Genomic DNA, 26,609 nt, shown 5'->3' with positions numbered 1-26,609 from the left:
GAGGCTTAGCGTTCAAGCGAAAGACCGGCGGCGTGCGCCAGTTCGGGGAATTTGCGCACATACCTGGGCAACATGGATTCGTTGCCAAGCAATCCCCCCTGATGCAGGTATAGCACCCGGGCATCGGGGTGGGCATCCATGTAATCAAGCAGCAGGAGCCAGGCCAGCGGGTCGTACAGCAGCTCAAACTGCGTGCCGGTCTTTTCCAGCGCCAACCAGATCTCAAAAAACTCCCGATAACATTTGCCGAAATGGTATTTGCGTCCGGGAGAGAGAATGGTCGGAAAGTGCCTTTCCTGGGCTCCGAGCCCGGCGAACTGGGCCTTTAGGTAGTTGTCATCCCCCACCAGGGCACAGGTCAGCACCTGGATATCCAGGCCCTGCTCCGCAAAATACTTGTTCAGGAACAGCGCCGTGGTGCCGGTCCCGGAAGGCAGCATCAATTTAAGTTCGGCAATTCCATTAGTCGCGGCATACTCGGCAATTTCCCGTGCCAGGGCGGCAACCCCATATTCTGCGTAGCCACAGCGCCCCCCCTCGGGGACAAACAAGCAGTCTTGCCCCAGGGTTGGGACCAGGTGCTGCTGCAAATAGCTCTCAAGATTCATCCCTTCCCTGCGGGCCTGAGCCCCCAATTCAATCAGTTCGGCGCCCAGTGCCAGGGCCGCCTTGAAGTTGCCGCAGGGATTGAGGCGCAAATGCTCGCTGATATGGTCAACATAAAACTGCAAGTGCCAGCCCTTGAGCCTGGCCAGTGCCGCCATTGAGTAAAGGGAGTTGGCCTGGGCCGAACCGTGGCCAATAAGCCGTTTGACCCCGGGAAAATCATGCTCCAGGAACCAGGCAAATTTGCGCGCCTTGTTGCCACTGAATTGTGGATGCAACAAGTCATCCCGTTTGACCAGCAGCCTGTGTCCGGCAAAGTTGAACTCCTCGACCGGTGACGGTGACAGTGGAAAAAGGCTCGACACATAGGGCTCCTGTACTTAATTGCCGGGCCATTGTACGTCAGTGGAGCCTTGGTGAAAATCACCGGCTTATGGTGAAACAGACCAACAGGCTTTCCCCCTTCGGCAGCAAAAGCACGGATAATACATTGTTATTAAATGATATTCATAATTTGGCACAGTATTGGCTAGGACATTGGCAAATCACGCGGGACAGAAGTCCCGCCGTCAGCGAAATCAAGGAGAGCTATATGCCACTGCTGCGACTGCTGTTTAACATTGCCTGGTTTGTGCTCGGGGGATTTGTCATGGGGCTGGCATGGTGGCTGGCAGGATTACTGTGTTTTATCAGCATCATAGGCATCCCCTTTGGCCGAGCCTGTTTTGTCATAGGCGAGCTGGCCTTTTGGCCCTTCGGCCAGGAACATGTCAACCGCCGGGTGCTCCACGGCCATGAAGATCTGGGCACAGGTCCACTGGGATTTGTCGGCAATCTGGTATGGTTCTTTCTGTTCGGGATCTGGCTCGCCATAGGCCATCTGGCCCATGCCCTGGGCTGCTTTATCACCATCATAGGTATCCCCTTCGGCATCCAGCACCTGAAGCTGGCACTGCTGAGTCTGACCCCCATAGGCCGTACCGTGGTGCCTGTGCGGGATTAACCACAGCACCAGAGCTAAGCGTCGGAGCCTAAGCGCCGGGAAGGCCGGCGCTTTAGCGGCTATGCTTAGCATGTTCCGGCCAACAGGCCGGCCATGCAGGAGTCCCCGATGATACGCTGGCTGATGGGCCTGTTGTGTTTACAGCCCTTCCTCTTCACTGCGGCCCAGGATGCCGCTACGCTGCGCATTGGCACCAATGAGGAGGTGATGTCCAAACTACCCGGGGTGCAACAAAAAGTGCTGGAGGCATACGCCAATCTGGGTCTGGCAACGCAATTGGTGGATATGCCCGCAGCCCGCCTGCCCCTGGTGCTGCAACAGGGTCACCTCGACGGCATCATGGTGATGGAGCCGGAAGTGGTTTCCCAATGGCAACATATGCATCTGGTCAAACCGGCCATATTCAAAACCGAGTTGCGGTTATACGGCCACCGTTCGCTCAAGGTGGACTCCTTTGAAGATCTGCAACCTCTGACGCTTATCAGCGTACACGCCATCCGGGTGCTCGAATATCAGGCCAAGGCCCTGAAAATCAGCAATATCACCTACGCCAAATCCCTTCCCGGTGCAGTCGACATGCTGCGCAAGGGCCGCGGCGATATCATGTTGATGCTGCCCTCAGTAGTGGAAGAATTCGCTCGTCAGCAGGGCGTTGATGGCAAGGCTGTGGATGACAAGGCTATGGATGACAAGGCTATGGATGACAAGGCTATGGATGACATAGTGCCGCTGCCGTTGCCGCCTCTGGTCAATTACTACTTTCATATGCTGGCTGACAGCCACACCGAACTGACTACTCAGCTGAGTCGGGAGCTTGAGCGTTTGAGGAGAGAATGCCCCGAGCCCAGTGACACTGTGGTGTGCCAAACCATACGTTAATTAGTCGGCTACCACGTCAGTCAGCAGCGCCAGCAACTGTGGCTGCACATCCAGGGCCAGATCATGGCCGCCATTGGGTAAGTAATGCACCGGTGCGCCGTAACGGCCCGCCAGCGACTCACTGCAACAGGGATGCACCAGGCGGTCGTTCTTGCCATGGATAAAGTAACTTGGGCAGTTTATCGGCGGCGCCTCAAAGCGCCAGGCTGCCCAAAGCTGGCGCAGCATATTGCCAAGGCTGGTGCAGGCCACTTGATGCAGGCGGCTCCAGCGGGCTATCAGTTCCCAATCCTCACCTCTTTGATGGCTGACAAGTTTCACGATCGCAGTTTCAACCAGGCCAATTTCCGGTCGTGGGTCAGGAAGCACCCGCTGCCTGAGCACGGATGCGGCGGCAGTAACACCCGCAAACACCACCGCCGGCAGCGAAAAGCGCCGGAACCAGGGCGAGTGCCGGTCGCTTGAGCCCAAAACCCACACGGCGCGCACCCGCTTGTCGCGGGCTGCCAGACTCAGCGCCACCATACCGCCAAAGGAGATCCCGAGCACAACACAGGCGCCAATACCGAGAGTGTCGAGTCTGTGACTCAGCTCGTCGGCGTATTCTTCCACCCGCAGGGGGCTTTTACGCTCCGCCAGGGTACCGTTACCGGGCAAGTCCAGGCACAGCACCTTAACGCCCTGTGCCCTCAGCTTATCGTCAAAGCCCTCCCAATGGCGCCTGTCGCGGCCAAGGCCCCGCAGCATGACCAGAGTTGTCATGGCAGCAGCTCCGGGTACCAGAGTTTGACACCCTGCTCCCTGAAGCCCGTCAACTGGGCCGGGGAGAGTTGCTCCAGCAGCCTGGAATGGGCCAGCTCCAGCATAAACTGCATCAAGATGGTATGGCGGCGCAAAATCCTGTGGTGCCTGTGCTGTTTTTGCGGGTTGAACAGGCCGGCAAAGTTGAACAGTTGGCGGGGATTTTTTCTGACCCAGGCCCAGGAGCCCATTTCCAGGGTAAAGGGCAACAGGGGCACCGGACTGTCATCCTGACTGAGCCAATCCCAGATATCCCCATGGGTGCGGTACACGGCGCTCTGGGGGCCGCAGTGGTAATGGCAATGATGGGAATAGCTGTCCTCAAACAGCTGCCAGAAGCGAAAGATGCGTGCTATCTCCCTGCCGGGTCGGTGATGGCAGGCATAGGGAAACCAGAGATGATCTTCAAGGCCAAAGCCGGAATGGGCATCGAGCACCAACAGCAAACTCGATTTATTTCGCAGCTCACGGCAATAGTCGGTCAGCGCGCGGGTCTCGGTTTCCAGCCCGCCATGGCCACGAAACCAGGGCAGTCTGGCAGACAGGCGCTGGCCACCCACCCAGGGCGTCACCCTGTCACCTTCCAGCGGCGCATTGCGCATCAGATCTACCCCGTTGGCATTGGCGCGCCGTCCCATGGCCATCCCCTGCGGATTGACCAGGGGCACGAAGGCCAGTCTGAGTCCGGATAGCATGGCCTGCAGGTGCGGATCCCAGCCAAGGCGCTGCATCAGGGAGCCCAAAAAGGTCAGTAATATCTGGGTGCCGATGCGCTCAAGGCCGTGCACCCCGCCGACAAACAGCACAGTGGGCAGGCCCGGTTTATCTGTGCCAAGCTCTATGGCGTGCAGCGGCAAAGGGCTTGCCGGGCCAGGCAACTGCACCAGGATCTGCGCGCGCAGGCGTTGGCCCTGGGTCTGGATTAAGCGCTCCAGCTGCGCCAATTCATAACCGGCAGCAAACACCTTTCCTCTCCCCAACACAACCGTCACCCATGACCCAACAAAATAGCGCCAAGATGCGACAGGCTCATGACAGCCAATTCTTCCCGGGTAACGATAAGGCTCAGTATAGCAAGGAGATTTGACGGTCCTGTTTAACCTGTCTTTTTGGCCTGCTTGACGTGTTTGGTTACAAAGGGACACACCTGTGTCACCCGGTCGGCACTAGACTGGGGACACAGCTTATTGGCGTGGAGAAACCGATGAACAAAGGCATGCACAAGCCGGTGCGCAAAACATTGCTGACCCTGATTGGCGGTCTGCTGACCCTGACGGGCCTTATCCTGCTGCTGATGCCGGGCCCGGCCTGGCTGTTACTGCCACTGGGACTGACGCTGTTGGCCATGGAGTATCCCTGGGCCAGGCCTTACCTGGCACGCAGCCAAAAGGCCATGAGCGCAGGCCTTAACTGGCTCGATAAACTCTGGCGCCGCATCAGTTTCTAATCCCGGCACTGGTTTTATCCGCCTAGACATTAGTTTTATGCGCCCACGGCATTGATGTCCCGCTGCAGCTCCTCATACATCAGCTCGCGCATGCGAAACTTCTGGATCTTGCCCGTGACAGTCATGGGATAGTGCTCAACAAACTTGATGTATCTGGGCACCTTGAAATAGGCCACCTTCTCGGTCAGAAAGTGCCGCACCTCATCCTCGGTCAGGCCGCTGCCGGGACGCACCTTGATCCAGGCGCAGACCTCCTCGCCGTACTTTTCGCTCTGCACCCCGAACACCGCCGCATCCTGAATTTCCGAGTGGGTATAGAGCTTCTCTTCTATCTCGCGGGGATAGATGTTCTCGCCGCCGCGGATGATCATGTCCTTGATCCGTCCCACTATCTGCACATAGCCGTCACTGTCCATCACCCCGAGATCGCCGGAATGCAGCCAGCCTTCGCTGTCTATGGTTGCCGCCGTTTTGGCCGGATCGTTCCAGTAACCCTGCATTACACAATAGCCGCGGCTGCACACCTCGCCCGGTTGACCTATGGCCTGTATTTCCCCGAATTCATTGATGATTTTCACTTCGGTGTGGGCCAGAGCCCGGCCAACCGTGGTGACCCGCTTTTCCAGGCTGGAGCCGATTTCCGTCATATTGTTGATGGGACTGCACTCTGTCTGGCCGTAGCCAATCAGCACCTCTTCCATGTGCATCAGCTGTTGTACCCGCTTCATCACAGGTTCGGGACAGGTGGCGCCGGCCATCACCCCGGTGCGCAGACTGGAGAGGTCATAGTCGGCAAAATTGGCCAGCTCCAGCTCGGCGATAAACATGGTCGGCACCCCGTGCAGTGCGGTGCAGCGCTCATCCTGCACCAGTTGCAACGTGGTGGCGGGATCGAAGGCATCCCCCGGAAACACCGCCGTGGCGCCCTTGGCCAAACACACCAGATTGCCGAGCACCATGCCAAAACAGTGATACAGGGGCACGGGGATGCACAGCTTATCCCTGTGACTGAAACCCATGGCCTCGGCCACCAGCAAGCCATTGTTGAGAATATTGTGGTGAGTCAGGGTCGCGCCCTTGGGTTGGCCCGTGGTGCCGGAAGTGAACTGGATATTGATGGGGTCGTGGCATGACAACCCGGTCCCGATTGTCTTGAGCTCGCGATAGTGTTCATCGGCGCCAAGCGCACACACCTCGGGGAAATTGAACATCCCGGGGGTGGTTGCCGTGCCGGTACGGATCACCCATCGCAGCGCCGGCAAACGCGCGGCCTTGAGTTGCCCCGGCGGGCAGTGCGCCAGTTCGGGAGCCAGTTCGGCGAGCATGTCCAGGTATTGACTGTGTTTAAAGCTGTCGGCCGTGATAAGGGCCTTACAGCCGACGTTATTGAGGGCGTATTCCAGCTCCTCGGGACGATAGGCCGGGTTGATGCACACCATGATGGCACCGATACGGGCGGTGGCAAACTGGGTCAGGCACCATTCGATGTTGTTGGGTGACCAGATCCCCACCCGGTCGCCGGGCCTGACACCCAGCGCCAGCAAACCTGTGGCCAAACGGTCAATTTCAGCAAGGTAGCGGCGATAGTCCCAGCGGATCTGCTGGTGATGCACGACCACCGCCGGATTGTCGCCAAAACGGTCACAGATATGCTCCAGGTATTGGCCTATGGTGAGTTCGGTGAGTTCAGTGTCGGTGCGGCCCTGATACAGGCTCTGGCTCAAGGGAAAATATTGAATGGCAGACATGGCGCCTCCTTGCGAAAAATGCGATGGGGAATTCACCTGGGGCGAAGTATGCAGGAAAATGTGGCAGCCCCGGGTGAGTCAGAACTCGACTCTAGCCAAAGCGGCATTGGGGCCACAAGGGCAAAATCGCAAATCTAGACTAAAGGCTAATGACTAGAGGCTGACGGGATCGGACACTTCCACCGCCAGCGCCAGCTGGGGCATGGCCTCCAGTTGCCACAGGCGTTCCAACAGCGCCAGCAGCACACCGCGGCGACGCATGTGCGCCAACACACCGTGACTGAAACGCTCCAGCCTTGCCAGGGCACTGAGCAACTGGCGGCACTGCTGGGCATTGGCATCGGCAATGCGCTCCGGGCAATCCAACAGGTGCTGGTTGCGATACCAATCCTGCCAATCAAACTCCTCAATCAAGATCCCGGTGTGCTCAAGGAGTTCAACGACTTGCCGCAACAAACCCGGTTCGCAGCCGTGCTCGCCTGCGGCCAGCGCGTCCCGAATATGATTCTGACAGGATACTGATGCTTGCATACATACCTCCCGGGTGGTCACAGACCGTCCCCTGATGCATAATCGCCGCCACAGACCGACAATCTATTGACCGGTGCGGGCGCCACAATCTCACGAGGCATTTTTTATGCCAGCGTCTGGCTTTATATCTGCGTCTGAAACAGAGTCTGACGCCCGCAGGATGAACACAGGCTTAACGCGTTTCCGATAATGAAAGCCGCGCGGCAATAGGTCCCTTAAGGAGAACCGGATGAATTATTGGCTGATGAAGTCTGAACCCGATGAGTTCAGCATCGACGATTTGGCGGCCAGACCCAACCAGACCGAGGGTTGGAACGGCATTCGCAATTACCAGGCCCGCAACTTCATGCGCGATGCCATGCAAATAGGTGATCGGGTGTTTTTTTATCACTCCAGCTGCAAGGTGCCCGCGGTGGTCGGGGTTGCCGAAGTGGTCAGTGGCACCTACCCCGACGACTGTGCCTGGGATCCTGAATCCCCCTATTTCGATCCCAAGTCGACACCCGAAGCACCACGCTGGCTCAAGCTGGACATTCATTTTCTGAAAAAGTTTGCCAGTGCCGTACCCCTTTGCGATATTAAGTCCCATCCCGGACTCGCTGACATGATGCTGGTGCAAAAAGGCTCGCGCCTGAGCATACAGCCGGTCACAGAAATCCAATGGCAACTGATCCATCAAATGGCGGGAGAAACCCCATGAAACACACAGGAATAATCCTTGTTCTCGGCGCTTGTCTGGCTCTGCCTGTCATGGCCAAACATGACAAGGACAACAAGGAACACCAGTCCCATAAGGCCAAGGCAGAGAAAAGCCACAGCGAAAAAGAACACAATGACAAGGCAGAGAAAAGCCACGGCGAAAAAGAACACCATGACAAGGCGCAGCCTGCGGTAGTCGATGGCGGTTTGCCACCCGGACTGCAGAAAAAAGTCGCCCGCGGCGAGCCCCTGCCTCCCGGCTGGCAAAAGAAATACCACAGGGGCGATATCCTGGAGCAGGAAATCTACCAGCGGGGTGAAGTGGTGGTGCCCATTGGCCGCGACGGTGAAGTCACCATACGCATCGACGACACCCTGTTCCGGGTCCACGAAAAAACCCGCAAAATTCTCGACATCCTGACCCATTGACTGTGGGTGCCGAATAAAAAAAGGAGCCATTGGGCTCCTTTTTCACATTTACGATCAGGCCTATCTGTCGCCGTCCAGCATACGGCCCAGACCACCGAGCACCGAGCCTTCGCCGCGATCGCTGCCACCGGCCGAGGGGGCGTGCGCCAGGATCCTGTCCGCCATCCGCGAAAACGGCAGGCTTTGCAGCCAAACGGTACCGTGACCGGACAGGGTCGCCAGGAACAGGCCTTCACCACCGAACACCATGGACTTGAGCGAACCGGCACGCTGAATGTCGTAATCAATACCCGAGGTAAAGCCCACCAGACAACCTGTGTCGACCCTCAGGGTCTCGCCGCGCAGTTCTTTCTTAATCAGGGTGCCGCCTGCGTGAATAAAGGCCATGCCATCACCCTTGAGGCATTGCAGGATAAAGCCTTCGCCGCCGAAAAAACCGGCGCCGAGACGACGGTTGAACTTCATGCTGACCTGGGTGCCGAGCGCCGCAGCGAGGAAACTGTCCTTTTGCAGGATAAGTTCGCCGCCCACCTCGTCCAAATCTATGGCCAGCAGGGTGCCGGGGTAAGGCGCCGAAAAGGCCACCCGGCGCTTGCCGTGGCCCTGGTTGCTGAAATGGGTCATAAACAGACTTTCACCGGTCAACATGCGCTTGCCGGCCCCCATCAGCTTGCCGAAAAAGCCCGACTCGGGTTCGGATCCATCCCCCATGCGGGCCTCAAAGCTGATGCCCTCTTCCATATAGGTCATGGCACCGGCCTCGGCGATGACGGTTTCGCCCGGATCCAGCTCCACCTCCACCAGCTGCATGCTGCTGCCTTTAATCTCGTAGTCCACCTCGTGGCAACGTCTGGTCATGGTCTCCCTCCGTTATCTGACCTTGAATTGAATCGCTTCTTGATACTGCGTGTAATGTTTGCGTAACAGCTGTGGCTCAGCTTATGACATAAAATGTCATTGCGTCATGAACCCAAATGTAACTGTTTGTGTTGGCACATGATACCTGTGTCAGCCCAAACCGCCGGTGACCCCTTCGTTTCTGGCAAATTCTTCCAGGATGAGTTCGGTAAACAGCCTGCCCGCCCTCCCCAGGGGGCGCTCCAGGGTCGACACCAGTTGCGGTGTAAAGGTATAGCGGCTGCCGCCGACAAAGTCGATTTCCTTGAGGCTGCCGTCGACGAGTTCCTGATGAATAAGGAAGTCCGGCATCCAGCCAAAACCCAGCCCCTTGAGCAGGGCGTTCTTCTTCATGATAAAGCCCGACAGGTAAAACACCTTGTCGCCGCCAAATTGCAATTCATCGCGGTAGGTTTTCACCGGGGATGAATCCTCAATGGTCAGCTCCACGTGCTGCTGCAGTTCGGTCAGGCTCAGTTTTTTGCCACTCGCCAGCGGATGATGGGCGGCGGTTACCAGCACGCTGGTGATGGCGGGCAGCGCCTGGGCCGAGTAATAGGGGCCGGTGCGGTAGTCCTTCACCAGCATCAGATCGGCATTGTCGCGCTCGAATCTGTGCTGCACCCCGCCAAGGAACTCCATATTGAGCTGGATTTTGGTGGGGATCTGGTGCTCGGCCATGCGTTTCAGCGCTGTCATGATGGGCTCCATCGGCAGGGCGCCGTCGATCACCAGCTCCAGCTTGGGCTCCCAGCCCTCACTGAAACGGCTGGCCAGATGTTCAATGTTGGCCAGGTGCGCCAGCAGTCGCTGGCCTTCGGCCAGGATCACCCGTCCCTCGGGGGTCAATTCGGCGCGGTATTGATCGCGGCTGAACAGGCTCACCCCCAGATGTTGCTCCAGTTTTTTGACCTGGTAGCTCACCGCCGACTGGGCCTTGTGCAGCCGCTCTGCCGCCTTGGCAAAGCTGCCCTCCTCCACCAACACCTGCAACACCTTGAAGGCATCCACATCGATGCGCATCGCGCCACTCCTGCCACCTTGGGCGGTCAATATTGTAAAGGGAAGATTACCATCTAATTTTTAGATGATGATGACGGATTTATTATTCTTTTTTTTGTTCATCCGCACAACTAAATTGATAGCCAGATCACATAGTTCACATACAGTTCACAGGCATTTAGCCCCGAGAGGATAGAAACCCATGCCCTTCTACGTGAAACAAGGCCAGGTACCCAACAAGCGCCATATCGCTTTTGCCAAGGAAAACGGCGAACTCTACCGTGAAGAGCTGTTCTCCACCCATGGCTTTTCCAACATTTATTCCAACAAGTACCATCACAATATGCCCACCAAGACCCTGGAAGTGTCGCCCATGACACTGAGCCACGGCGGCAACTGGGAAGATTCGCTGGTACAGAACTACAAGTTGGATACGCGCCTGGCGGACAACGAAGGCAACTTCTTCTCGGCCCGCAACAAAATGTTTTACAACAATGACCTGGCCCTGTACACCGCCAAGGTGACCCGTGACACCGACGAATTCTACCGCAACGCTTATGCCGACGAAGTGATCTTCGTACACGAAGGTGACGGCGTGTTGCTGTCCGAGTACGGCGAGCTTGAAGTGCGCAAGTGGGATTACCTGGTGATCCCCCGCGGCACCACCTACCAGCTCAAGTTCAACAGCTTTGACAACGTGCGCCTGTTCGTTATCGAATCCTTCTCCATGGTGGAAGTGCCCAAGCATTTCCGTAACGAATACGGCCAGTTGCTGGAATCCGCCCCTTATTGCGAACGCGATATCCGCGTGCCCGTGCTGAAAGACGCCGTGGTTGAGCGTGGTAACTTCGCCATGGTGACCAAGTTCGGTGACAAGTATCAGTTGAATCAGCTGGAATGGCACCCCTTCGACCTGGTGGGCTGGGACGGTTGCGTCTATCCCTGGGCCTTCAATATCACAGAATACGCGCCCAAGGTCGGCAAAATTCACCTGCCCCCCTCGGATCACCTGCTGTTTGTGGCCCACAACTTCGTGATCTGTAACTTCGTGCCGCGCCCCTACGATTTCCATCCGCAGGCAATCCCGGCGCCGTACTACCACAACAACATCGACAGCGACGAAGTGCTGTACTACGTCGATGGCGACTTTATGAGCCGCACCGGCATTGAAGCAGGTTACATCACACTGCACCAGAAAGGCGTGGCCCACGGCCCGCAACCCGGCCGCACCGAGGCCTCCATAGGCAAGAAAGACACCTATGAATATGCCGTGATGGTCGACACCTTTGCCCCGCTCAAGCTCACCGAACACGTGAAGCACTGCATGGCAGCCGATTACAACCGTTCCTGGCTGGAAGACTGACAACAATAAGCGCCAGACGGACAATACTTTGAAAGAGGAAACTACAATGGCAAGCGAAACCAATCCACTGGGCCTGCTCGGCATCGAATTCACCGAGTTTGCCACGCCCGACAATGACTTTATGCACCAGGTGTTCCTGGACTTCGGCTTCTCCATGCTGAAAAAGCACAAGGTCAAGGATATCTATTACTACAAGCAAAATGACATCAACTTCCTGATGAACCGCGAGCGCGCAGGCTTCAGTGCCGGCTTCGCCAAGTCACATGGCCCGGCCATCACCTCCATGGGCTGGCGCGTGGAAGATGCCGACTTTGCCTTCAAAACCGCCGTTGAGCGTGGTGCCAAGGCCGCTCCGGAAGAAGTGAAAGATCTGCCCTATCCCGCCATCTATGGCATTGGTGACAGCCTGATCTACTTCATCGACCGTTTCGGCGAAGACAATATCTACGCCAGCGATTTCGACGATCTGACCGAGCCCGTGCTGGTACAGGAAAAAGGCTTCATCGAAGTGGACCACCTGACCAACAACGTCTACAAGGGCACCATGGAGCAATGGTCCAACTTCTACAAGAACGTGTTCGGCTTCACCGAAGTGCGTTACTTCGATATCAAGGGCTCACAGACAGCGCTGATTTCCTACGCCCTGCGTTCACCCGATGGCAGCTTCTGCATCCCAATCAACGAAGGCAAAGGCGACGACAAGAACCAGATCGACGAATACCTGCGCGAATACAACGGCCCGGGTGTACAACACCTGGCGTTCCGCAGCCGTGACATAGTGGCGTCCCTGGATGCCATGGAAGGAACCTCCATCCAGACCCTGGACATCATCCCAGAGTACTATGACACCATCTTCGACAAGCTGCCCCAGGTCACCGAAGATCGCGAGCGCATCAAGCACCACCAAATCCTGGTGGACGGCGATGAGTCAGGATACCTGCTGCAGATCTTCACCAAGAACCTGTTCGGCCCCATTTTCATCGAAATCATCCAGCGCAAGAACAATCTGGGCTTCGGCGAAGGTAACTTCAAGGCCCTGTTCGAGTCCATCGAGCGCGATCAAATGCGCCGCGGCGTGCTGTAAGCCGTTTAATTGCGAATTTGATATAGGAAAAACGCCGCAGTAAGCGGCGTTTTTTTATGGTGTAATGGCACAGTAGTCATAGCATCTGGTGTTCCTCATACATTCGATAATATTTGACCGCTTCAGCAGGCGGAAGGATAAATGCGGCAGGCTTTAAAAATAGAAAACAATGAGTAACGTTATTAAGTTAAGCTATAACGCTAAAAGCAGATTTTTACTTGAGCGAACCTCTGGTACTGCATATGAACTTGCAGGTGCAATAATTGATGCATTTGAAAAGGATGATAATTGTGGACCCACGAAGTAAAACTAAAAATTTGTTAAAGGCTACGGTGATGTATTTTGTAAAAGTGCCGTGCACATTCGCATTATGGCATTTTTCATGGAAACTTATGCATCAATTGAGTGTGTATAAGGAGTATGGTGATGAGCTTGACACCTTACTTGGATTAGTTTTTATACCCATCTTGCTATATTTCTTTTATGGGCTGATACAGGAAATCTCAAAAAATTAGCCTCTAACAATCTCTCTGCCGTAATAGGAAAGCCAACCTATTGAGTTCATTCAGAACGGGTGATTCCGGTTACATTTCTACTCGAAATTTCAGACTATGATGTGAGAAACCCGGCTTTTCTCTTTGGGGATAGCAGCCAAGATGAGGCATACCACACCGCTTGCGACCCACTTCCGTGACAAGCATATCTGGCTGGATATGGGCTTGTTGGCGCTCTTGTGTGTGGTGGCAGCCTTCGTTCCCATTCTGAAAATAGTGCCCTTGGTGGCGGGGCTGGAGCTGTTCAGTTTCTTTTGTTTTCATCTGGCTCCGGAGCGCAGCCGCTTTCAGCTGCAGGGCTTTTTGGGGGGCTTTATTTCCAGCACGGCTGTGTATTTACAGGTGCTGAATGACAAGAAATTTGCTGCCAGCCGGGAGCGGGATTTACGCCTGACCCTGCTGTTTGCGCTCTGTGCCATGCTGCTTGAGTGCCTGATGATTGTCTGGTTTCTTTCGGGCTCATTGGCCTGGACCTACTACCTGCCTTTTCTGACTCAGCTGCTGCTGATTGTCTGCGTGATTGTTTTCCTCAATGCGCGGAAGGGGCACTATCCCGAGGCGCTGGAGCATGACAACGCCGGCATGGCGGAGATTGAACTGCTGAACGACCATCCGATACTGTGGAAAAACGTCATCAAGCTGTCGGCGCTGATCTTTATCCTGGTCTATGGCATGCATTTTATTGGCAGTGAGCTGGAGCTGTCCCGCAATATCAGCACCCTGTTGATTTCCCTGTTTGAGGCCCATGCCGTTCTGGCCTCGGTCATGACGGAGCAATCCTTGTATGCGCAGCCAAGCGGACTGCTGACACAGTTTTTTCTCATTCTCTGTGGCAATGCCCTGAGCAAATCCTTTTTGGTGTACAAGGGCAGCAACCTCAAGCAGAAAGCCTGGCTGATTGGCCTGTTGCTGAGCAGTTTCCTGCTGAGTCTTGGCGTCAGTGTCACTATCGACGCCGCCTTGGGCAACTGATAGCGCCCGCCCGATAACGCTACAGGCACAGGCGCTTCAATCCGACCGGATCCCGGCATAGGTATACAGATCTGTATACCTGACAGGCACGGGATAACAGGGCAAAAAAAAGAACCTTCCGAAGAAGGTTCTTTTGCCAACTATCTAGTGCTGCAGCAATTTATCCTGATGGATTATGCCACTTTACGGCGACGCAACCAGGCCAGAGGCGCAGTCAACAGGAGCAGCATGCCGGCGGCACCACCACTGCTGTCTTTTGCAGGTTCAACAGCTACCGGAGCAGCGCTGACCTTAACAGTCGTAGTCACTGAGTTGCTCATAGTGCCGTCGCTGACTGTCAGGGTAAATTGATGTTCACCCACAGCCAGACCCGAGACTGTTGCTACCGCGGCATTGGCGTTGCTGATGCTGCCGTCACTGCCTGACCAGCTATAGGTCATTGAATCGCCATCGGGATCCATAGAGGCAGAGCCATCCAGAGTCGCAGTTTGGCCTTCGGTGATGTCAACCATGTTGGCTGCCTTGGCAATAGGAGCATCGGCTACCGGTGTGACCGTCAGTTCGAAGCTGGTGCTGGCGGCATCACTTGGATTCTTACTGTCAGCAACAGTAATAGTCACAGTGGTTTTACCGGTGAAGTTAGCTTCAGGAACCACGGTCACGGTCGCGCCCGGCTCATTACCGCTGGCGAAACCAGTCACATGCACCCGACACACTGATGGTATTGGCAACAGTGTTGTCATCGGAGTAAGCCACCACAATACCTTCAAGCTTGGTATCTTCGGCGATTGTCTGGCTACCGATGGCACCGACCTTGATGTTGCTTGGTACGTTCAGGTAATGCGCCACCATTTCGGAAGGCAGACCACTGCGCTCAATGCTGAAAGGTACAGTTTGGCAGCCGCATATTGTCACTCAAGACAAGCGCTAAGGTTTGGCATCTGCCCCCCGGCACAATTCATTGCCATGGGCAGGGTTGCCTGAATCACATGCAAGATACGCCTCGCCCTGCTCGCTTATCATCTGCGCCGCCCAGGCGTCACCCTCCCCGGTTTGGATGACCAGGAAACCAAACTTGCCCTCGGCGTTGCCTCTGGCCTGCTGGCCATCCACCTTGGCACTGAAGTCCTGCAGCGTCGCCTTGTTGCTCAGGCTGACGCCGCTGTTGCCAATCACCAGCTGCGGTGGCCGGGTACTGCCGTCACCAAAGCTCAGGGACTGGTAACTGTGCATGTGGCCCGACAGCAGCAAGCTCACCGCAGGCGGCAGTTGACCGGCTGTGGTTTGCGCCAGCGCCGTCTGCATCATCTTATTGAGGGTCTGGGTCTGGGTCCCGCCGTCATCCAAGACACCCCACAGCGGTCTGTGGCCCAGCAGCCATATGGGCCTACTGTTGTCTATGTCGACGCTCTCAGTGCCGGCACTCTCTATCGAAGCAAGATGCTGCAATTGCTCAAACTGGGCCTGATATTGTGCCGTCAGGGCATTGGCGTCCCTGTCGTCACAGGCATTGGCCGAATCCATTACCCACAATCTCAGCCTGTGAAGATCCAACATATAGGGTGGCAGCAGCTTGATGTGAGCGCTGGCGGTGGCCGGCGGCGCATTGAAATCCCCCTGGGCCGGGCAGGACTCCTGGGCTATACCACCGGCAAGCCCGGAACCCGGGCCAAAGAAATAAAACCAACCAACACCGGCGCGGCTGCACAGCTCGTGGTTGCCGCGGGCAAACACCCAGGGGGCCGAAGACAAGAGTTCGCCCGCCGGCAGAAAGAAGTCCTCATACCAGGTTTGCCAATTATCGGGCTTGGGACTGTGCTCGGCATTCTGACTGTAATAGGTGTCCTCCAGGCCGCAGGAGGGACCGCCGTAGTCACCATCACCGGCATCATAGGCATAAATGCCCTTGGCCAGGCTGCCGCCGGTACCCCGGTAGTTGTAATCCCCCATGTGCAGAATTAACTGGCCTTTTTGGGTCAGCCCCTGACGAGCCAGGGTGGCAAAGGGCTCTGCCGCCGAGCCTGCCGCGCAATCCTGGGTCTTGCAGCCGGTATCGCCATAGACCAGCACAGTCTTGGGGTCTAGGGTAACGGGCGCCAGTTTCAGCTTGGTCATGGCCACCCTATACCCTGTGTCGGGGCGAATTTTGGCCTCACAGACGGTGACGGGAAAATTCGCCGCAGCCGGCGCCCTGTCGCGCACCCGGGTCAACACCAGGGCGCCATCATCGGCTTCCAGTACCGGGCATTGGCTCTGCTCCTGATGGGCGCCGGCCAGGATCACCCGCCCATACACCAGGGTACCGCCATCGGCCGCCGGAGCCAGCATGCTATAAGCGGCATAGACCTTGGGCTGCTGCGGTTGTTGTGATTGCTCTGATTGCTGTGATTGCTGTGGCTGTTGTGATTGCTGTGGCTGTTGCTGCACACAGGCCCCAAGAGACGCAAGCAGAGGTAAGGAACAAATGCCGGTTAGCAGAGGACGCATGGTGAATTCCTTTTCGATTGAACGCACGGAAGTGATGGCTAGTATTGCTGATAATATCATTATGCTCAAAAGGTTATTGTCTTAAGTCGCCAAAGTATCGCGGCATCAAATCCTGCACATCAATCAAAAGCGCTTTGGCGATATGTTCAAAAAACCAGCTGAAAATTCGGCATAACTGGTACCCATGACAAGGCTGAGCAATTTGACTTCGCACACCTTGAGTACAACTTTTGACCTATATCCTGATAAAAATTGTGTGATCTGACTCGACTCCGGTTCAGGTGCTGCTTGCCTTGTAACTTTAGGGGCCTATGCTGCCGATAACAGTGGCAACATTGTTGATACATTTTTTTAGCACCTTCTAATAAATAAATCGAAATCAGTGAGTTAACAGGAATGCAATTGAGGAACACACTATGGAATCATCCCGAACATTGCGGCGCTTTATGGCGCTGTTGCTACCGCTTGCCGCAGCACTGAGCCTGACTGTCGCAACTCCCAGCCAGGCCGAACCCAAAGCCCTGATGCTCAAGCCGTTCAAGAGCCTGAGCGAAGAAAGCGCCAAGTGCGCCGGCTGTCACAAGGACAAAAACCCCTCTCTCTATGCCCAGTGGGGCCGCTCCAAGCACTATGGCGCCAACGTCGGCTGCTACGAGTGCCACAAAGCCGAACCCGGCGATAAAGATGCCATCAAGCATGAAGGCGTCAGCATTTCTGTCATAGTCTCACCCAAAGATTGTGCCCAATGCCATAACCAGGAAGTGGAAGAATTCGGTAAGAGCCACCATGCCAATGCCGGCAAGATCCTGGGCTCACTGGATAACTTCCTCGCCGAAGTGGTGGAAGGTGCCGGGACCTTTAACGGCAAATCCCCAGCGGCCATCAACGGTTGCTGGCAGTGCCACGGTTCCGAGGTCAAGGTGCTGGAAAACGGCGACCTCGACCCTACCACCTGGCCCAATACCGGTATTGGTCGGATTAACCCCGATGGCTCCATCGGCGCCTGTACCGCCTGTCACCAACGCCATGAGTTTTCCATGGTTCAGGCCCGTCGCCCCGAAGCCTGTGGCAAGTGCCACTTAGGCCCCGACCATCCTCAGAAAGAGGTTTACGAGGAATCCAAGCACGGCATTAACTTCTATGCCAACGTCGACAGGATGAATCTGGACTCTGCCAAGTGGATTGTCGGCGAAGACTATGACGCGGCCCCCACCTGTGCCACCTGTCACATGTCCGCCACCCGCGAACAACCCGTCACCCACGATGTGGGCAGCCGCATCAGCTGGACCCTGCGCCCCGCCGTGTCCGAGAAGATAGATGCCGCTGCCAAGGCCCAGGGTAAAGTGGTCAAGTCATGGGAAGACAGGCGTAAAGACATGCAGGATGTGTGTCAGGCCTGCCACACCAAGTCCATGACCGACAGCTTCTATCAGCAGTTCGACTCCCTGGTGAACCTGTACAACGACAAGTTCGCCACTCCGGGCAAGACCTTGATGACCACCCTGAAGAAGGAAGGCATGCTGACCGACGTGGGCTTCGATGAGGAAATCGAGTGGACCTGGTTCTACCTCTGGCACCATGAAGGTCGCCGCGCCCGTCACGGTGCCGCCATGATGGCGCCGGATTACACCCAGTGGCACGGTATGTTCGAGGTTGCCGAGCGCTTCTACATGGAGATGGTGCCCCAGTATCTGGAAAAGGTAGACGAAGCCGATCACAAGGGTAACAAGGAAGGTGCCGACCGCGCCCGCAAGGTGCTGGACGGGATACTGGCCAAACCCGAGCACGCCTGGTTTACCGGCAATGAGCCAGAGGAAATCAAGAAAGCCCGACTCGAAGCCCAAAAGGCGTTCAAGGCCCGCTATCTCGGCGAAAGTCATTAACGCAGGATGCAGGCGGCTTGCCGCCTGCTTAGGGAGGACTTTCCAGTGAGTAACAGTGATAAACCCGGCCGCGGGCAGCGGTTGTGGCGCTGGCTCAAACGGCCCCTGGCACTGGGGATCCCCATAGGGGTCTTCGTGCTGGTGGCCATGGGGGCATCGTTTCAGGGGGTGATGGTGTTGTCAAACCAGAATGCCTTCTGCTTCAGTTGTCACCTGAGCATAGACACCATAGTCCAGGAGTATCAGGCGTCGTCCCACTACGGCGACGGTACCAAGATAGCGGCCACCTGTGCCGACTGTCATGTGCCGCACACCTTTGTGGACAAGATGAAGGTCAAGATCATAGCCACCAAGGACATCTACCATATGCTGGCCGGCACCATTACCAAGGAAAACTTTGAGGAGCACAGGCCCGCCATGGCCCAGAGCGTCTGGGATACCTTCAAGGCCAATGACTCCCAAAGTTGTCGCCACTGCCATCAGGGGGCCAACTTTGACTTGGCAGCCCAGCCCCAAAGGGCCAGGTTGAACCACGAGCGCATTGCCGAACGTGGCGAAACCTGTGTTGACTGCCATCAGGGCCTGACTCACAAGCGTATTGTGATCCAGTAACCCCTATTGGATAGCCTGCAAAGACCGCCGTAAGGCGGTCTTTTTTATCCCCTTTCCGCGCTCGCTGATTTTGGCTACACTGCCGTCTCCTTAATTCAGAACGCCATTCCCTATGCCAGATTTCGCCCTGCTTGCCGTGTTTATTCCGACCTTCTTTTTTGTCTCCATCACACCCGGCATGTGCATGACCCTGGCGATGACCTTGGGCATGAGTGTCGGGGTGCGCCGCACCCTGTGGATGATGTGGGGCGAAATGGCCGGGGTCGCCCTGGTGGCCGTTGCTGCCGTGGTTGGCGTGGCAGGCTTGATGCTCAACTACCCCACCCTGTTCAGCGGTTTGAAGTACCTGGGCGGCGCCTACCTGGCCTATCTTGGGATCAACATGTGGCGCGCCCGCGGTGCCATGGCTTTTGACCCTCTGGGTCAGGTCAAAAGTGAGCGTCTGCACCTTATCACCCAGGGCTTTGTCACCGCCATCGCCAACCCCAAGGGCTGGGCCTTTATGGTGTCGCTGCTGCCACCCTTTATCAATGTCGAGCGGCCGCTGACGCCCCAGCTTGCCACCCTGGTGGGCATCATAATGGTGAGTGAATTTTTGTCCATGTTGGCCTACGCCAGCGGCGGCAAGAGCCTGAGACTGTTTCTGAGCCGCGGCAACAATGTCCGCTGGCTCAACCGCATCGCCGGCAGTCTGATGCTGGCGGTGGGCCTGTGGCTGGCCCTGGACTGATCCCCCGATTGAAGGGGAATAAGTCCTGCCGACGAAAAGTTACCAGTCCCGGCGGCTGAAAGGCAGTTTTTCCTTAAGCTCCGCAAGCCAATCCTCAATAAAGGGCTTTTCCGCGGCGCAGGCCCGGGCTATGGCCACTTGAAAACCATCGTGGGCCAGACGGTGACAGGAGAAGGTCTGCACGGGTTCAAAGCCACGCGGCACCTTGTGCTCACCCTGGGCGCCGGCATGAAAACGTTTGAGTCCGTGGGTAATGGCATAGTCGATACCGCGGTAATAACAGACCTCGAAATGCAGCCCATCGATGGGCCGCAGGGCGCCCCAATAACGACCGTAAAGACTACTGCTGTCTTGCAGAAACAGCGCCGAAGCCACCAAGTTTCCCTCCTTGTCACGCACCCTGAGCAGCTGCACCGCATCCCCAAGAGCGTTGCCGAGCAAGACGAAAAACGCCTGGTTCAAATAGCCGCCATGGCCCGAGCGTTTGGCATAGGTGCGCCGATAACAGAGATAGAACTCGGTCCAATCCGCCTCTTGCAGGCCACTGCCCCCCTGCCAGTCAAACTCAAGCTCAGCGAACCGCGCCCGCTCCTTGCGGATACTCTTACGCTTTTGACTGCGCAATTGCGCGAGAAAATCCTCGAAACTGCCGTAATCGCGGTTGAACCAGTGAAACTGACCATCGACCCGGCCTATGGCACCGCGACTTTGCCAGGCCAAGGCGCTGCCCTGGTCGATAAACAGCCGGTGCCAGGAATGGAACAGACCCTGCTCCAGACAACTATCCAGAAAGGCCTGAATGGCCTCTTCCAGGCCGGTTTGTTGCTCGGTGGACAAACCCGGCGTAAATGCCAGCCGGGGGCCGGTAACAGGGGTGAAGGGAATGGCATTGATCCACTTGGGATAATAGTCGAGCCCCTGGCGCCCATAGGCTTCGGCCCAACGCCAGTCGAACACGTATTCACCGAAGGAATGCAGCTTGAGATAGCCCGGCATCAGTGCCAGCAATTGGCCCTGAGCCATGACCTTGAGGTGTAATGGCTGCCAGCCGCTGCCAGCGCCGACGGCACCACTGTCCTCCAACGCCGCCAGAAAGTCCCAGCCACTGAACGGATGATCGACACCGAATAATCCGTCCCAGTCAGCCTTGGCTATCTCTCTGACAGAACTGACAAATACAAACTCAAGTTCCACCGACGCTTCCCCTTTTGGGCCTTGCAATGGAGCTTAAATCGCGGCACATTGCAAGGCAATGCCAATTTATCTTCGGGAGTCACCTGTGCCTTTTTCCCCATCCCATACCCCGCTGCGCCGGGCCTTTATGCTGGCCCTTGGTCTGGCCATGGGCGCCGCCCTGCCCCTGTCACAGCTGTACAGTCCCGAGGTGCGCGCCGACGAGAGCTCCATTTTCAGCCAGATGGCCACGGCCCAACCCATCTACGCTACCAAGGGTATGGTGGCCAGCCAGGAATCCCTGGCAACCCGGGCCGGGGTGGAAATGCTCAAACAGGGCGGCAATGCGGTCGATGCGGCTGTGGCCGTGGGCTTTGCCCTGGCGGTGACCCTGCCCCGGGCAGGTAATCTCGGCGGTGGCGGCTTTATGCTGGTGCACCTGAACGAAGGCAAGCAGACCATAGCCATTGACTACCGCGAGACAGCGCCCGCCAAGGCCCATAAGGACATGTTCCTTGATGAACAGGGCAACGCAGTGGATAAACTCAGCCGCGAACACGGTCTGGCTGTGGGCGTTCCCGGCACAGTCATGGGGTTGGAACTGGCCCTTACCAAGTATGGCACCCTGCCGCTGGACAAGGTGATGGCCCCGGCCATCCGCCTGGCCGAAGAGGGGTTTGCAATCAGCGCCGACCTCTCCGGCTCCCTTGCAGGACTCAAGCAGCGTATTGCCCAGTGGCCCAGTTCCGCCGCGATTTTTTATCACCAGGACGGCAGCAACTTTCTGCCCGGGGAAATACTCAAGCAACCTGAGCTGGCCCACAGCCTGAAACTGATTGCCGCCAAGGGCAGCAAGGGCTTCTACGAAGGTGAAACGGCCGAGAAACTGGTGGCCGCCATCCGCGAGGCCGGTGGCGTGATGAGCCTTGACGATCTCAAGGGCTACAAGGTGGTGGAGCGGCAGCCGGTGCGCGGTCATTACCGCGGCTATGAGGTGATCTCCATGCCGCCACCAAGCTCAGGTGGGGTGCACATTATCGAAATGCTTAACGTGCTGGAGCGTTATCCCATAGCCAAGCTCGGTCATAACAGCGCCCAAACCCTGCACCTGATGACCGAAACCATGAAGCGCGCCTATGCCGATCGCAGCGAATACCTGGGGGATCCGGACTTCGTCAAGGTGCCGGTCAAGGCGTTGACCAGCAAGGCCTATGCCGACGAACTGGCCAAATCCATTGCCGCCAACAAGGCCACCCCCTCGGCCGAGATCAAACCCGGCAAGCTGGCGCCCTACGAGAGCGAGCAAACCACCCACTATTCCGTGGTCGACAAGTGGGGCAACGCCGTCTCCAACACCTATACCCTCAACTTCAGCTATGGCTCGGGTCTGGTGGCCGCCGGCACAGGTATTTTGCTCAACAATGAGATGGATGATTTCTCCGCCAAGCCCGGCAGCCCCAACGGCTATGGTCTGGTGGGCGGTGACGCCAACGCGGTTGAGGCCCACAAGCGGCCATTGAGCTCCATGAGCCCGACCCTGGTGATGAAGGACAACAAACCCTTCCTGGTCACCGGCAGCCCCGGCGGCTCACGGATCATCAACACCACGCTGCAGATCATCATGAACGTGATAGATCACGATCTGAACATTGCCGAGGCCAGCGCCGCGGCCCGTATCCATCACCAGTGGCAGCCGGACGTATTGCGGGTGGAGCGCAGCCTCAACATAGACACCCGCCAGCTGCTGGAAGCCATGGGCCATAAGGTCAGCGTCCAGAGTGCCATGGGCTCGACCCAGTCAATCATGATCACCGACGAAGGCATGTTCGGCGCCTCGGACCCCAGGCAGACGGGCTCAGAAACCCTGGGGTTCTGAGCTGGGGTTCAGCATAACTCCACCAGTAGTTCAGGTGGAGTTCCTAAAGTCCAGCGGTTCTCTTTCATATTCGAAGTAACTTCCAGCATCGGGTGCAATTAATCACTTGCAGTGGGCTTTCGCACTGTCACCCCAGTGACACGGCGTGCTCTTGATTTAAAAATCGGTCCCTATAGCCTCCCCTCGCCATCTGCTGACCATGGATGGTCGAATGTCACGATCACAGCGCCTGTTTTGCTCCCGACAAAATCAAGCATTTCCTCCGTCCATGGAAGCCAGATGTGATTGAGCGACCATGGCTCGGACGGTCACTGGTGCGGCAGTGCTAATAGAGGGTGTTCCACTCTGACTCTGGCATCGTCACTGAGCGTGTTTGGCAGCAAATCGGATGCCGGACTGTTGCACCCGAATGTTCCCCCTTCGGAGCCGCCGATGCCGATGAGCTTGGGCGCGTAGCCGAGATAGGGATATCGAGGCTGCTTCGGTCGAGCAGGACGCGAGTCCGAAGCTGTAGCATGACCAAGCTCAAGAGGCCGAGGGGCTTTCGGCTCCGCTCGGGGGCGGCAGGGTGATCCAAGAGGGGCTTGCTGATGAGCCCCTCTTGGCCGGGTGTGGGTTGGAGACCCACGACGTTGTGCCGCTGGTACAGCGGCTATCTTGTGCTTTGTCCTGACATCAAGCATCGGGTGCAATTAATCACTTGCAGTGGGCTTTTGCACTGCCACTCCCGTGACACGGCGTGAATATGTCCCTATAGCCTCCCCTCGCCATCCATGGCTCGGATGGTCACTGGTGCGGCAGTGCCAATCTATTGGTGTTCCCCTCTCGCAATCGAGTTGCCTTTAGCAAAAGGCTCAATGCACATCAAATTATCGCTTGCAGAACAACAGCACCCTCTGCCAAGATGCTGATTCAAGGAGATAAAGCAAGGTTCAGGGACGAAGCAAAGCACTTCAGCCCGTGCGGTAGCCATGCCGTTTCAAGGGACATAGCAGGACCTAGGGCCTGTAACTATGTCATGCAATAGAGAGTGCAACCGTCGGATTTTCCAAACTCTGAATGACTGAGTGTGTACAGTGCTTTTGTACAGTCGTATTTAATTTTTGGGAAAAAGGCACCGAAAAAGCGCATAAACCTTGCGCGTTAAATTTGAAACACTTCAGAAAAACCCATGCAAATTAATTACTTAATATTTCAGAGATAGAATTAGTAGGTTTAGAAACCGCGCATGCGCGTTTTGCTGCCAGGTATATTTGAACAAATTTCTATTTCAGTCTTTAATACAAGAACTTAGCGTTGCGCGTTTACACTCCTCCGAGGACTAAAACGCGCATGCGCACTATACAGCTGTCAGCAGTTTACTTTGAATTTTAGTATGGAGTTTAAAAAATGGCATTTAGTGACTTATTTAACTACTCATTTAATTATGGTGAAGCATCGGAGTATGTAACCCAATATTGGAATGAGCTAGAATCAGTTTATTGCTCTGAAGAAGCACCAAGTGGTACGAAAGGAAAAGTATGGAGGCAGTTTCATGGTAAGCCCCAAGATATAAGTCCATTAACAGTATATCTATCTCAAAAAGTTTTTGACCTAGAAGAAAGTTTATCTGTATCAACTAAAGAGTGTAAAAAATTTAATAAAGAAGCAAAGAAGTTAAAAAGCCGTGTCAATGACAATGAGTCTGAGCTAAATGTTGCTCAAGAAAAAAATAAAAAACTGGCTACCGAAAATCATAAGCTTAAAGCTCGCTTAGATGATGATACAGCTAAAGCTTTAATGGAAAGTATTATGTTTCTTTCGGAAAAATGTAAAAAGAGTAATTTGCATATAGATATTTTAGAGTTACCTCATAATACTAAGATATCAAAAGCTCAAATCAAATATTTAAAATCTTTGGTGGATTAAACTGCTAACAATTTGCTTAAACGGACAAAAAATAGTTGGCTCTTGCTCGTTCCTCGCTAAATTAAGCTGACAATTTTTTGCGCGCTTAGCAAGGCGTTAAATATCAAAGGATAATCAATCCGGCACATCAAGGAGGATTTATGACACATAAAATTTCAATCGTAGAAATAAAAAATTACAAATCTATAGCGAATGCAACACTAAAACTATCTAGTTTTACTCCCCTCGTTGGCTATAACAATGCTGGTAAATCTAATTGCTTGTCCGCTATTCAATGGCTATTAAAAAAATCTAGTTTGACTGATAAAGATTTCTTTGATTCTTCACAGCCAGTTGAAGTAATAGCCACAATAAATGGTGTTTCCCAAGCGCTTTTAGATTTAATGCCCGCTGGGCAAAAAAGATCCATCGAAAGATATGTTCAGAACGAAACGCTAAGAATTAGACGAGTTCAAGAAATCCCTAATGTAAAGGTTGCCGATATCAGAATTTCAGTTTGGGATGACTCTGCGAGTGACTGGGCTGTAAATCCAACAGGCCTTGATAATGCTTTAGGTGTATTACTTCCTGAACCTATAAGAATCGGTGCAATGGAAAATGCAGCTGAAGATGCATCCAAAGCAAAAACTTCTACAACAATTGGAAAATTACTCGGTGAGTTTTTAACTCCAGTCAAAGCAGCTCATGAAGCAGATCTAAACCAACACTTAAACGAAGTAGGTAGAAGAATATCATCCGATGGTGATATGAGATTTTCTGAGTTATCAATTATTGATCAAAACGTAAACTCAAAAGTTAATGATTTATTTCCTGGGATGAGTGTTAAGTTACACTTTGATACACCAACGATTGATGACTTGATTAAAGCTGGCACATTGAAAGTATTTGAAGGTGCTGGCAATGGCCGAGATTTTTCTTCATATGGTCATGGGGCGCAACGCTCAATCCAGATGGCTTTAGTTCAGTATCTTTCTGAAATAAAGAGAAGCAATAATAGTTCGGCTTCAACTACATTACTTCTTATTGACGAGCCTGAATTATACCTACACCCATTTGCTATCGAACAAGTTAGAGAGGCATTAATAGCTTTATCTTTAAATGGATATCAAGTTTTAATATCTACACACTCTGCTCAAATGATAACACCTGAGTTAGCTGAACATACTTTGCTAATAAGGAAAAGTGATGTGCTTGGTACGCATTCAAGGCTCAGGCTAGCTGATGCGATCCAATCTGTCGTGCCTAATTCTAACCATCAAATGGAACAATTGTTTAATCTAGCGCATTCAAGTCAGTTATTGTTTGCTGAAAATGTAGTTTTAACCGAAGGGAAAACGGAGTTACGTTTATTGCCCTTCATATTTAAATGCATAACAAATTTAACAATGGGACAAGAGAAGCATGCTCTCGTAGCCCAAAGCGGGGTCAATGATACTAAAAAATCGTTGGAAATCTTAACAGCGATGGATTTGCCATCAAAAGCAATTTGTGATTTAGATTATTGTTTTACTGGCGCAGTTAGAGACGGTTTTTTGTTGTCTACAGACCAAGATTTGTTGAGTTTAAAAGCACTACTTCCAAATTTAATTCAATCGCATGGAGTTACCCTTAATGGTAATGGTTTACCCAAAAGTAATAATACCATTACTGCTGCGCAAGCTTTTGAAGTCTTAGCTAATGACCAAGCCGCAATTCCATTGATTGAGTCTGTACATGAAAAAATGAAAGTTCAAAATATATGGGTATGGAAAAAAGGTGCGATTGAAGCTCATATCGGTACTCCGAATAAAACTGAAAGTGCGTGGGCACAATTTAAGAGCGATGTGATGACAAACGGTTTGTCTCAAACATGCAGTGACCATCAAAGCTTATTAGATCTTGTTGAATGGTTACGCAATTGACACTTAACAAGGCGAGGCAGTCGA

General features: G+C 54.6%; 25 protein-coding genes. 14 read left to right on the top strand and 11 right to left on the bottom strand.

Annotated elements, in window-relative coordinates; translation table 11 throughout:
* Window positions 1-5: 5 nt before the first annotated feature.
* Window positions 6-971 (bottom strand): 1-aminocyclopropane-1-carboxylate deaminase/D-cysteine desulfhydrase, encoded by a 966-nt coding sequence (locus JYB85_RS07495; RefSeq protein ID WP_228730226.1) that lies wholly within the window; start codon window positions 969-971, stop codon window positions 6-8.
* A gap of 227 nt (window positions 972-1,198) precedes the next feature.
* Here JYB85_RS07495 and JYB85_RS07490 point away from each other — a divergent pair, with 227 nt between their 5' ends.
* Together JYB85_RS07490 and JYB85_RS07485 are read left to right on the top strand one after the other, a co-directional pair.
* Window positions 1,199-1,609, top strand: coding sequence for a YccF domain-containing protein (locus JYB85_RS07490; protein ID WP_207381691.1), 411 nt, complete (start codon window positions 1,199-1,201; stop codon window positions 1,607-1,609).
* Between the two features lie 108 nt (window positions 1,610-1,717).
* A complete protein-coding gene (locus JYB85_RS07485; RefSeq protein WP_207381690.1) occupies window positions 1,718-2,488 on the top strand; it encodes a hypothetical protein in 771 nt (256 codons plus the stop codon).
* On the opposite strand, the gene JYB85_RS07480 is transcribed toward JYB85_RS07485, so the two are convergent.
* Window positions 2,489-3,250 (bottom strand): alpha/beta fold hydrolase, encoded by a 762-nt coding sequence (locus JYB85_RS07480; protein WP_207381689.1) that lies wholly within the window; start codon window positions 3,248-3,250, stop codon window positions 2,489-2,491.
* Window positions 3,247-4,254, bottom strand: a complete 1,008-nt coding sequence (locus JYB85_RS07475; RefSeq protein ID WP_207381688.1) for a DUF2817 domain-containing protein — start codon at window positions 4,252-4,254, stop codon at window positions 3,247-3,249. The genes JYB85_RS07480 and JYB85_RS07475 overlap by 4 nt, the downstream gene beginning before the upstream one ends.
* A gap of 239 nt (window positions 4,255-4,493) precedes the next feature.
* Between JYB85_RS07475 and JYB85_RS07470 the strand changes: the two genes are divergently transcribed.
* The gene (locus JYB85_RS07470; RefSeq protein ID WP_228730225.1) at window positions 4,494-4,736 is read left to right on the top strand and encodes a PGPGW domain-containing protein; all 243 of its coding nucleotides are present in this window, start codon (window positions 4,494-4,496) and stop codon (window positions 4,734-4,736) included.
* Between the two features lie 35 nt (window positions 4,737-4,771).
* Here the strand turns inward: JYB85_RS07470 and JYB85_RS07465 are convergent, their stop codons facing one another.
* Together JYB85_RS07465 and JYB85_RS07460 are read right to left on the bottom strand one after the other, a co-directional pair.
* Window positions 4,772-6,484 carry an AMP-binding protein gene (locus JYB85_RS07465; RefSeq protein ID WP_207381687.1) on the bottom strand — a complete coding sequence of 571 codons (1,713 nt, stop codon included), beginning with the start codon at window positions 6,482-6,484 and terminating at the stop codon, window positions 4,772-4,774.
* Between the two features lie 153 nt (window positions 6,485-6,637).
* Window positions 6,638-7,015: a DUF6508 domain-containing protein gene (locus JYB85_RS07460; protein ID WP_207381686.1), complete on the bottom strand. Its 378-nt coding sequence runs from the start codon at window positions 7,013-7,015 to the stop codon at window positions 6,638-6,640.
* A gap of 229 nt (window positions 7,016-7,244) precedes the next feature.
* Here JYB85_RS07460 and JYB85_RS07455 point away from each other — a divergent pair, with 229 nt between their 5' ends.
* Together JYB85_RS07455 and JYB85_RS07450 are read left to right on the top strand one after the other, a co-directional pair.
* Window positions 7,245-7,715: an EVE domain-containing protein gene (locus tag JYB85_RS07455; RefSeq protein WP_207381685.1), complete on the top strand. Its 471-nt coding sequence runs from the start codon at window positions 7,245-7,247 to the stop codon at window positions 7,713-7,715.
* Window positions 7,712-8,143 (top strand): hypothetical protein, encoded by a 432-nt coding sequence (locus JYB85_RS07450; RefSeq protein WP_207381684.1) that lies wholly within the window; start codon window positions 7,712-7,714, stop codon window positions 8,141-8,143. Before JYB85_RS07455 ends, JYB85_RS07450 begins: the two co-directional genes overlap by 4 nt.
* 60 nt (window positions 8,144-8,203) lie before the next feature.
* Here the strand turns inward: JYB85_RS07450 and JYB85_RS07445 are convergent, their stop codons facing one another.
* Window positions 8,204-9,001 carry a TIGR00266 family protein gene (locus JYB85_RS07445; protein WP_207320004.1) on the bottom strand — a complete coding sequence of 266 codons (798 nt, stop codon included), beginning with the start codon at window positions 8,999-9,001 and terminating at the stop codon, window positions 8,204-8,206.
* 150 nt (window positions 9,002-9,151) lie between these two features.
* Window positions 9,152-10,063 carry a LysR family transcriptional regulator gene (locus JYB85_RS07440; protein ID WP_207381683.1) on the bottom strand — a complete coding sequence of 304 codons (912 nt, stop codon included), beginning with the start codon at window positions 10,061-10,063 and terminating at the stop codon, window positions 9,152-9,154.
* A 181-nt stretch (window positions 10,064-10,244) separates the two neighbouring features.
* On the opposite strand from JYB85_RS07440, the gene JYB85_RS07435 reads away from it, so the two are divergent.
* The 3 genes from JYB85_RS07435 (at window position 10,245) to JYB85_RS07425 (ending at window position 14,015) form a co-directional block, all read left to right on the top strand.
* Complete coding sequence (locus JYB85_RS07435) at window positions 10,245-11,405, top strand: homogentisate 1,2-dioxygenase (RefSeq protein WP_207381682.1); 1,161 nt, start codon at window positions 10,245-10,247, stop codon at window positions 11,403-11,405.
* Between the two features lie 46 nt (window positions 11,406-11,451).
* The gene (gene hppD / locus JYB85_RS07430; protein WP_207381681.1) at window positions 11,452-12,489 is read left to right on the top strand and encodes a 4-hydroxyphenylpyruvate dioxygenase; all 1,038 of its coding nucleotides are present in this window, start codon (window positions 11,452-11,454) and stop codon (window positions 12,487-12,489) included.
* A 656-nt stretch (window positions 12,490-13,145) separates the two neighbouring features.
* Window positions 13,146-14,015 carry a DUF4010 domain-containing protein gene (locus JYB85_RS07425; RefSeq protein ID WP_207381680.1) on the top strand — a complete coding sequence of 290 codons (870 nt, stop codon included), beginning with the start codon at window positions 13,146-13,148 and terminating at the stop codon, window positions 14,013-14,015.
* 173 nt (window positions 14,016-14,188) lie between these two features.
* On the opposite strand, the gene JYB85_RS07420 is transcribed toward JYB85_RS07425, so the two are convergent.
* Genes JYB85_RS07420 through JYB85_RS07410 form a run of 3 tightly spaced genes read right to left on the bottom strand, consistent with a single transcriptional unit; the run spans window position 14,189 to window position 16,502 of the window.
* On the bottom strand, window positions 14,189-14,677 hold the full coding sequence (locus JYB85_RS07420; protein ID WP_207381679.1) for a PKD domain-containing protein: 489 nt from the start codon (window positions 14,675-14,677) through the stop codon (window positions 14,189-14,191).
* 16 nt (window positions 14,678-14,693) lie between these two features.
* Window positions 14,694-14,930 carry a hypothetical protein gene (locus JYB85_RS07415; RefSeq protein ID WP_207381678.1) on the bottom strand — a complete coding sequence of 79 codons (237 nt, stop codon included), beginning with the start codon at window positions 14,928-14,930 and terminating at the stop codon, window positions 14,694-14,696.
* Window positions 14,931-14,942: 12 nt separating this feature from the next.
* Window positions 14,943-16,502, bottom strand: coding sequence for a metallophosphoesterase (locus tag JYB85_RS07410; protein ID WP_207381677.1), 1,560 nt, complete (start codon window positions 16,500-16,502; stop codon window positions 14,943-14,945).
* A 416-nt stretch (window positions 16,503-16,918) separates the two neighbouring features.
* Between JYB85_RS07410 and JYB85_RS07405 the strand changes: the two genes are divergently transcribed.
* From JYB85_RS07405 to JYB85_RS07395, 3 genes are all read left to right on the top strand, one after another.
* On the top strand, window positions 16,919-18,385 hold the full coding sequence (locus JYB85_RS07405) for a multiheme c-type cytochrome (RefSeq protein WP_207381676.1): 1,467 nt from the start codon (window positions 16,919-16,921) through the stop codon (window positions 18,383-18,385).
* Window positions 18,386-18,430: 45 nt separating this feature from the next.
* The gene (locus tag JYB85_RS07400; RefSeq protein ID WP_207381675.1) at window positions 18,431-18,997 is read left to right on the top strand and encodes a NapC/NirT family cytochrome c; all 567 of its coding nucleotides are present in this window, start codon (window positions 18,431-18,433) and stop codon (window positions 18,995-18,997) included.
* A gap of 112 nt (window positions 18,998-19,109) precedes the next feature.
* Window positions 19,110-19,727, top strand: coding sequence for a LysE family translocator (locus tag JYB85_RS07395; RefSeq protein ID WP_207381674.1), 618 nt, complete (start codon window positions 19,110-19,112; stop codon window positions 19,725-19,727).
* A 39-nt stretch (window positions 19,728-19,766) separates the two neighbouring features.
* Here JYB85_RS07395 and JYB85_RS07390 read toward each other — a convergent pair whose 3' ends face one another.
* The gene (locus JYB85_RS07390) at window positions 19,767-20,921 is read right to left on the bottom strand and encodes a GNAT family N-acetyltransferase (RefSeq protein ID WP_207381673.1); all 1,155 of its coding nucleotides are present in this window, start codon (window positions 20,919-20,921) and stop codon (window positions 19,767-19,769) included.
* Window positions 20,922-21,048: 127 nt separating this feature from the next.
* Here JYB85_RS07390 and ggt point away from each other — a divergent pair, with 127 nt between their 5' ends.
* From ggt to JYB85_RS07375, 3 genes are all read left to right on the top strand, one after another.
* Window positions 21,049-22,776, top strand: a complete 1,728-nt coding sequence (ggt, locus tag JYB85_RS07385) for a gamma-glutamyltransferase (RefSeq protein ID WP_207381994.1) — start codon at window positions 21,049-21,051, stop codon at window positions 22,774-22,776.
* A gap of 1,389 nt (window positions 22,777-24,165) precedes the next feature.
* Window positions 24,166-24,684: a hypothetical protein gene (locus tag JYB85_RS07380; protein ID WP_207381672.1), complete on the top strand. Its 519-nt coding sequence runs from the start codon at window positions 24,166-24,168 to the stop codon at window positions 24,682-24,684.
* Window positions 24,685-24,824: 140 nt separating this feature from the next.
* Window positions 24,825-26,585, top strand: a complete 1,761-nt coding sequence (locus tag JYB85_RS07375; protein WP_207381671.1) for an ATP-dependent nuclease — start codon at window positions 24,825-24,827, stop codon at window positions 26,583-26,585.
* Window positions 26,586-26,609: the final 24 nt, after the last annotated feature.

The sequence above is a fragment of the Shewanella sedimentimangrovi genome (assembly GCF_017354965.1).
GTDB classification, from domain to species: Bacteria; Pseudomonadota; Gammaproteobacteria; order Enterobacterales; family Shewanellaceae; genus Shewanella; species Shewanella cyperi.
This window is presented reverse-complemented; position numbering and strand designations above follow the sequence as displayed.

What these genes read in the sequence shown, in the direction of transcription:
- JYB85_RS07490 (WP_207381691.1), top strand. Translation starts at nt 1,199, where the DNA reads ATGCCACTGCTGCGACTGCTGTTTAACATTGCCTGGTTTGTGCTCGGG.
- JYB85_RS07485 (WP_207381690.1), top strand. Translation starts at nt 1,718, where the DNA reads ATGATACGCTGGCTGATGGGCCTGTTGTGTTTACAGCCCTTCCTCTTC.
- JYB85_RS07480 (WP_207381689.1), bottom strand. Translation starts at nt 3,250, where the DNA reads ATGACAACTCTGGTCATGCTGCGGGGCCTTGGCCGCGACAGGCGCCAT.
- JYB85_RS07470 (WP_228730225.1), top strand. Translation starts at nt 4,494, where the DNA reads ATGAACAAAGGCATGCACAAGCCGGTGCGCAAAACATTGCTGACCCTG.
- JYB85_RS07465 (WP_207381687.1), bottom strand. Translation starts at nt 6,484, where the DNA reads ATGTCTGCCATTCAATATTTTCCCTTGAGCCAGAGCCTGTATCAGGGC.
- JYB85_RS07460 (WP_207381686.1), bottom strand. Translation starts at nt 7,015, where the DNA reads ATGCAAGCATCAGTATCCTGTCAGAATCATATTCGGGACGCGCTGGCC.
- JYB85_RS07455 (WP_207381685.1), top strand. Translation starts at nt 7,245, where the DNA reads ATGAATTATTGGCTGATGAAGTCTGAACCCGATGAGTTCAGCATCGAC.
- JYB85_RS07450 (WP_207381684.1), top strand. Translation starts at nt 7,712, where the DNA reads ATGAAACACACAGGAATAATCCTTGTTCTCGGCGCTTGTCTGGCTCTG.
- JYB85_RS07445 (WP_207320004.1), bottom strand. Translation starts at nt 9,001, where the DNA reads ATGACCAGACGTTGCCACGAGGTGGACTACGAGATTAAAGGCAGCAGC.
- JYB85_RS07440 (WP_207381683.1), bottom strand. Translation starts at nt 10,063, where the DNA reads ATGCGCATCGATGTGGATGCCTTCAAGGTGTTGCAGGTGTTGGTGGAG.
- JYB85_RS07435 (WP_207381682.1), top strand. Translation starts at nt 10,245, where the DNA reads ATGCCCTTCTACGTGAAACAAGGCCAGGTACCCAACAAGCGCCATATC.
- hppD (WP_207381681.1), top strand. Translation starts at nt 11,452, where the DNA reads ATGGCAAGCGAAACCAATCCACTGGGCCTGCTCGGCATCGAATTCACC.
- JYB85_RS07425 (WP_207381680.1), top strand. Translation starts at nt 13,146, where the DNA reads ATGAGGCATACCACACCGCTTGCGACCCACTTCCGTGACAAGCATATC.
- JYB85_RS07410 (WP_207381677.1), bottom strand. Translation starts at nt 16,502, where the DNA reads ATGCGTCCTCTGCTAACCGGCATTTGTTCCTTACCTCTGCTTGCGTCT.
- JYB85_RS07405 (WP_207381676.1), top strand. Translation starts at nt 16,919, where the DNA reads ATGGAATCATCCCGAACATTGCGGCGCTTTATGGCGCTGTTGCTACCG.
- JYB85_RS07395 (WP_207381674.1), top strand. Translation starts at nt 19,110, where the DNA reads ATGCCAGATTTCGCCCTGCTTGCCGTGTTTATTCCGACCTTCTTTTTT.
- ggt (WP_207381994.1), top strand. Translation starts at nt 21,049, where the DNA reads ATGCTGGCCCTTGGTCTGGCCATGGGCGCCGCCCTGCCCCTGTCACAG.
- JYB85_RS07380 (WP_207381672.1), top strand. Translation starts at nt 24,166, where the DNA reads ATGGCATTTAGTGACTTATTTAACTACTCATTTAATTATGGTGAAGCA.
- JYB85_RS07375 (WP_207381671.1), top strand. Translation starts at nt 24,825, where the DNA reads ATGACACATAAAATTTCAATCGTAGAAATAAAAAATTACAAATCTATA.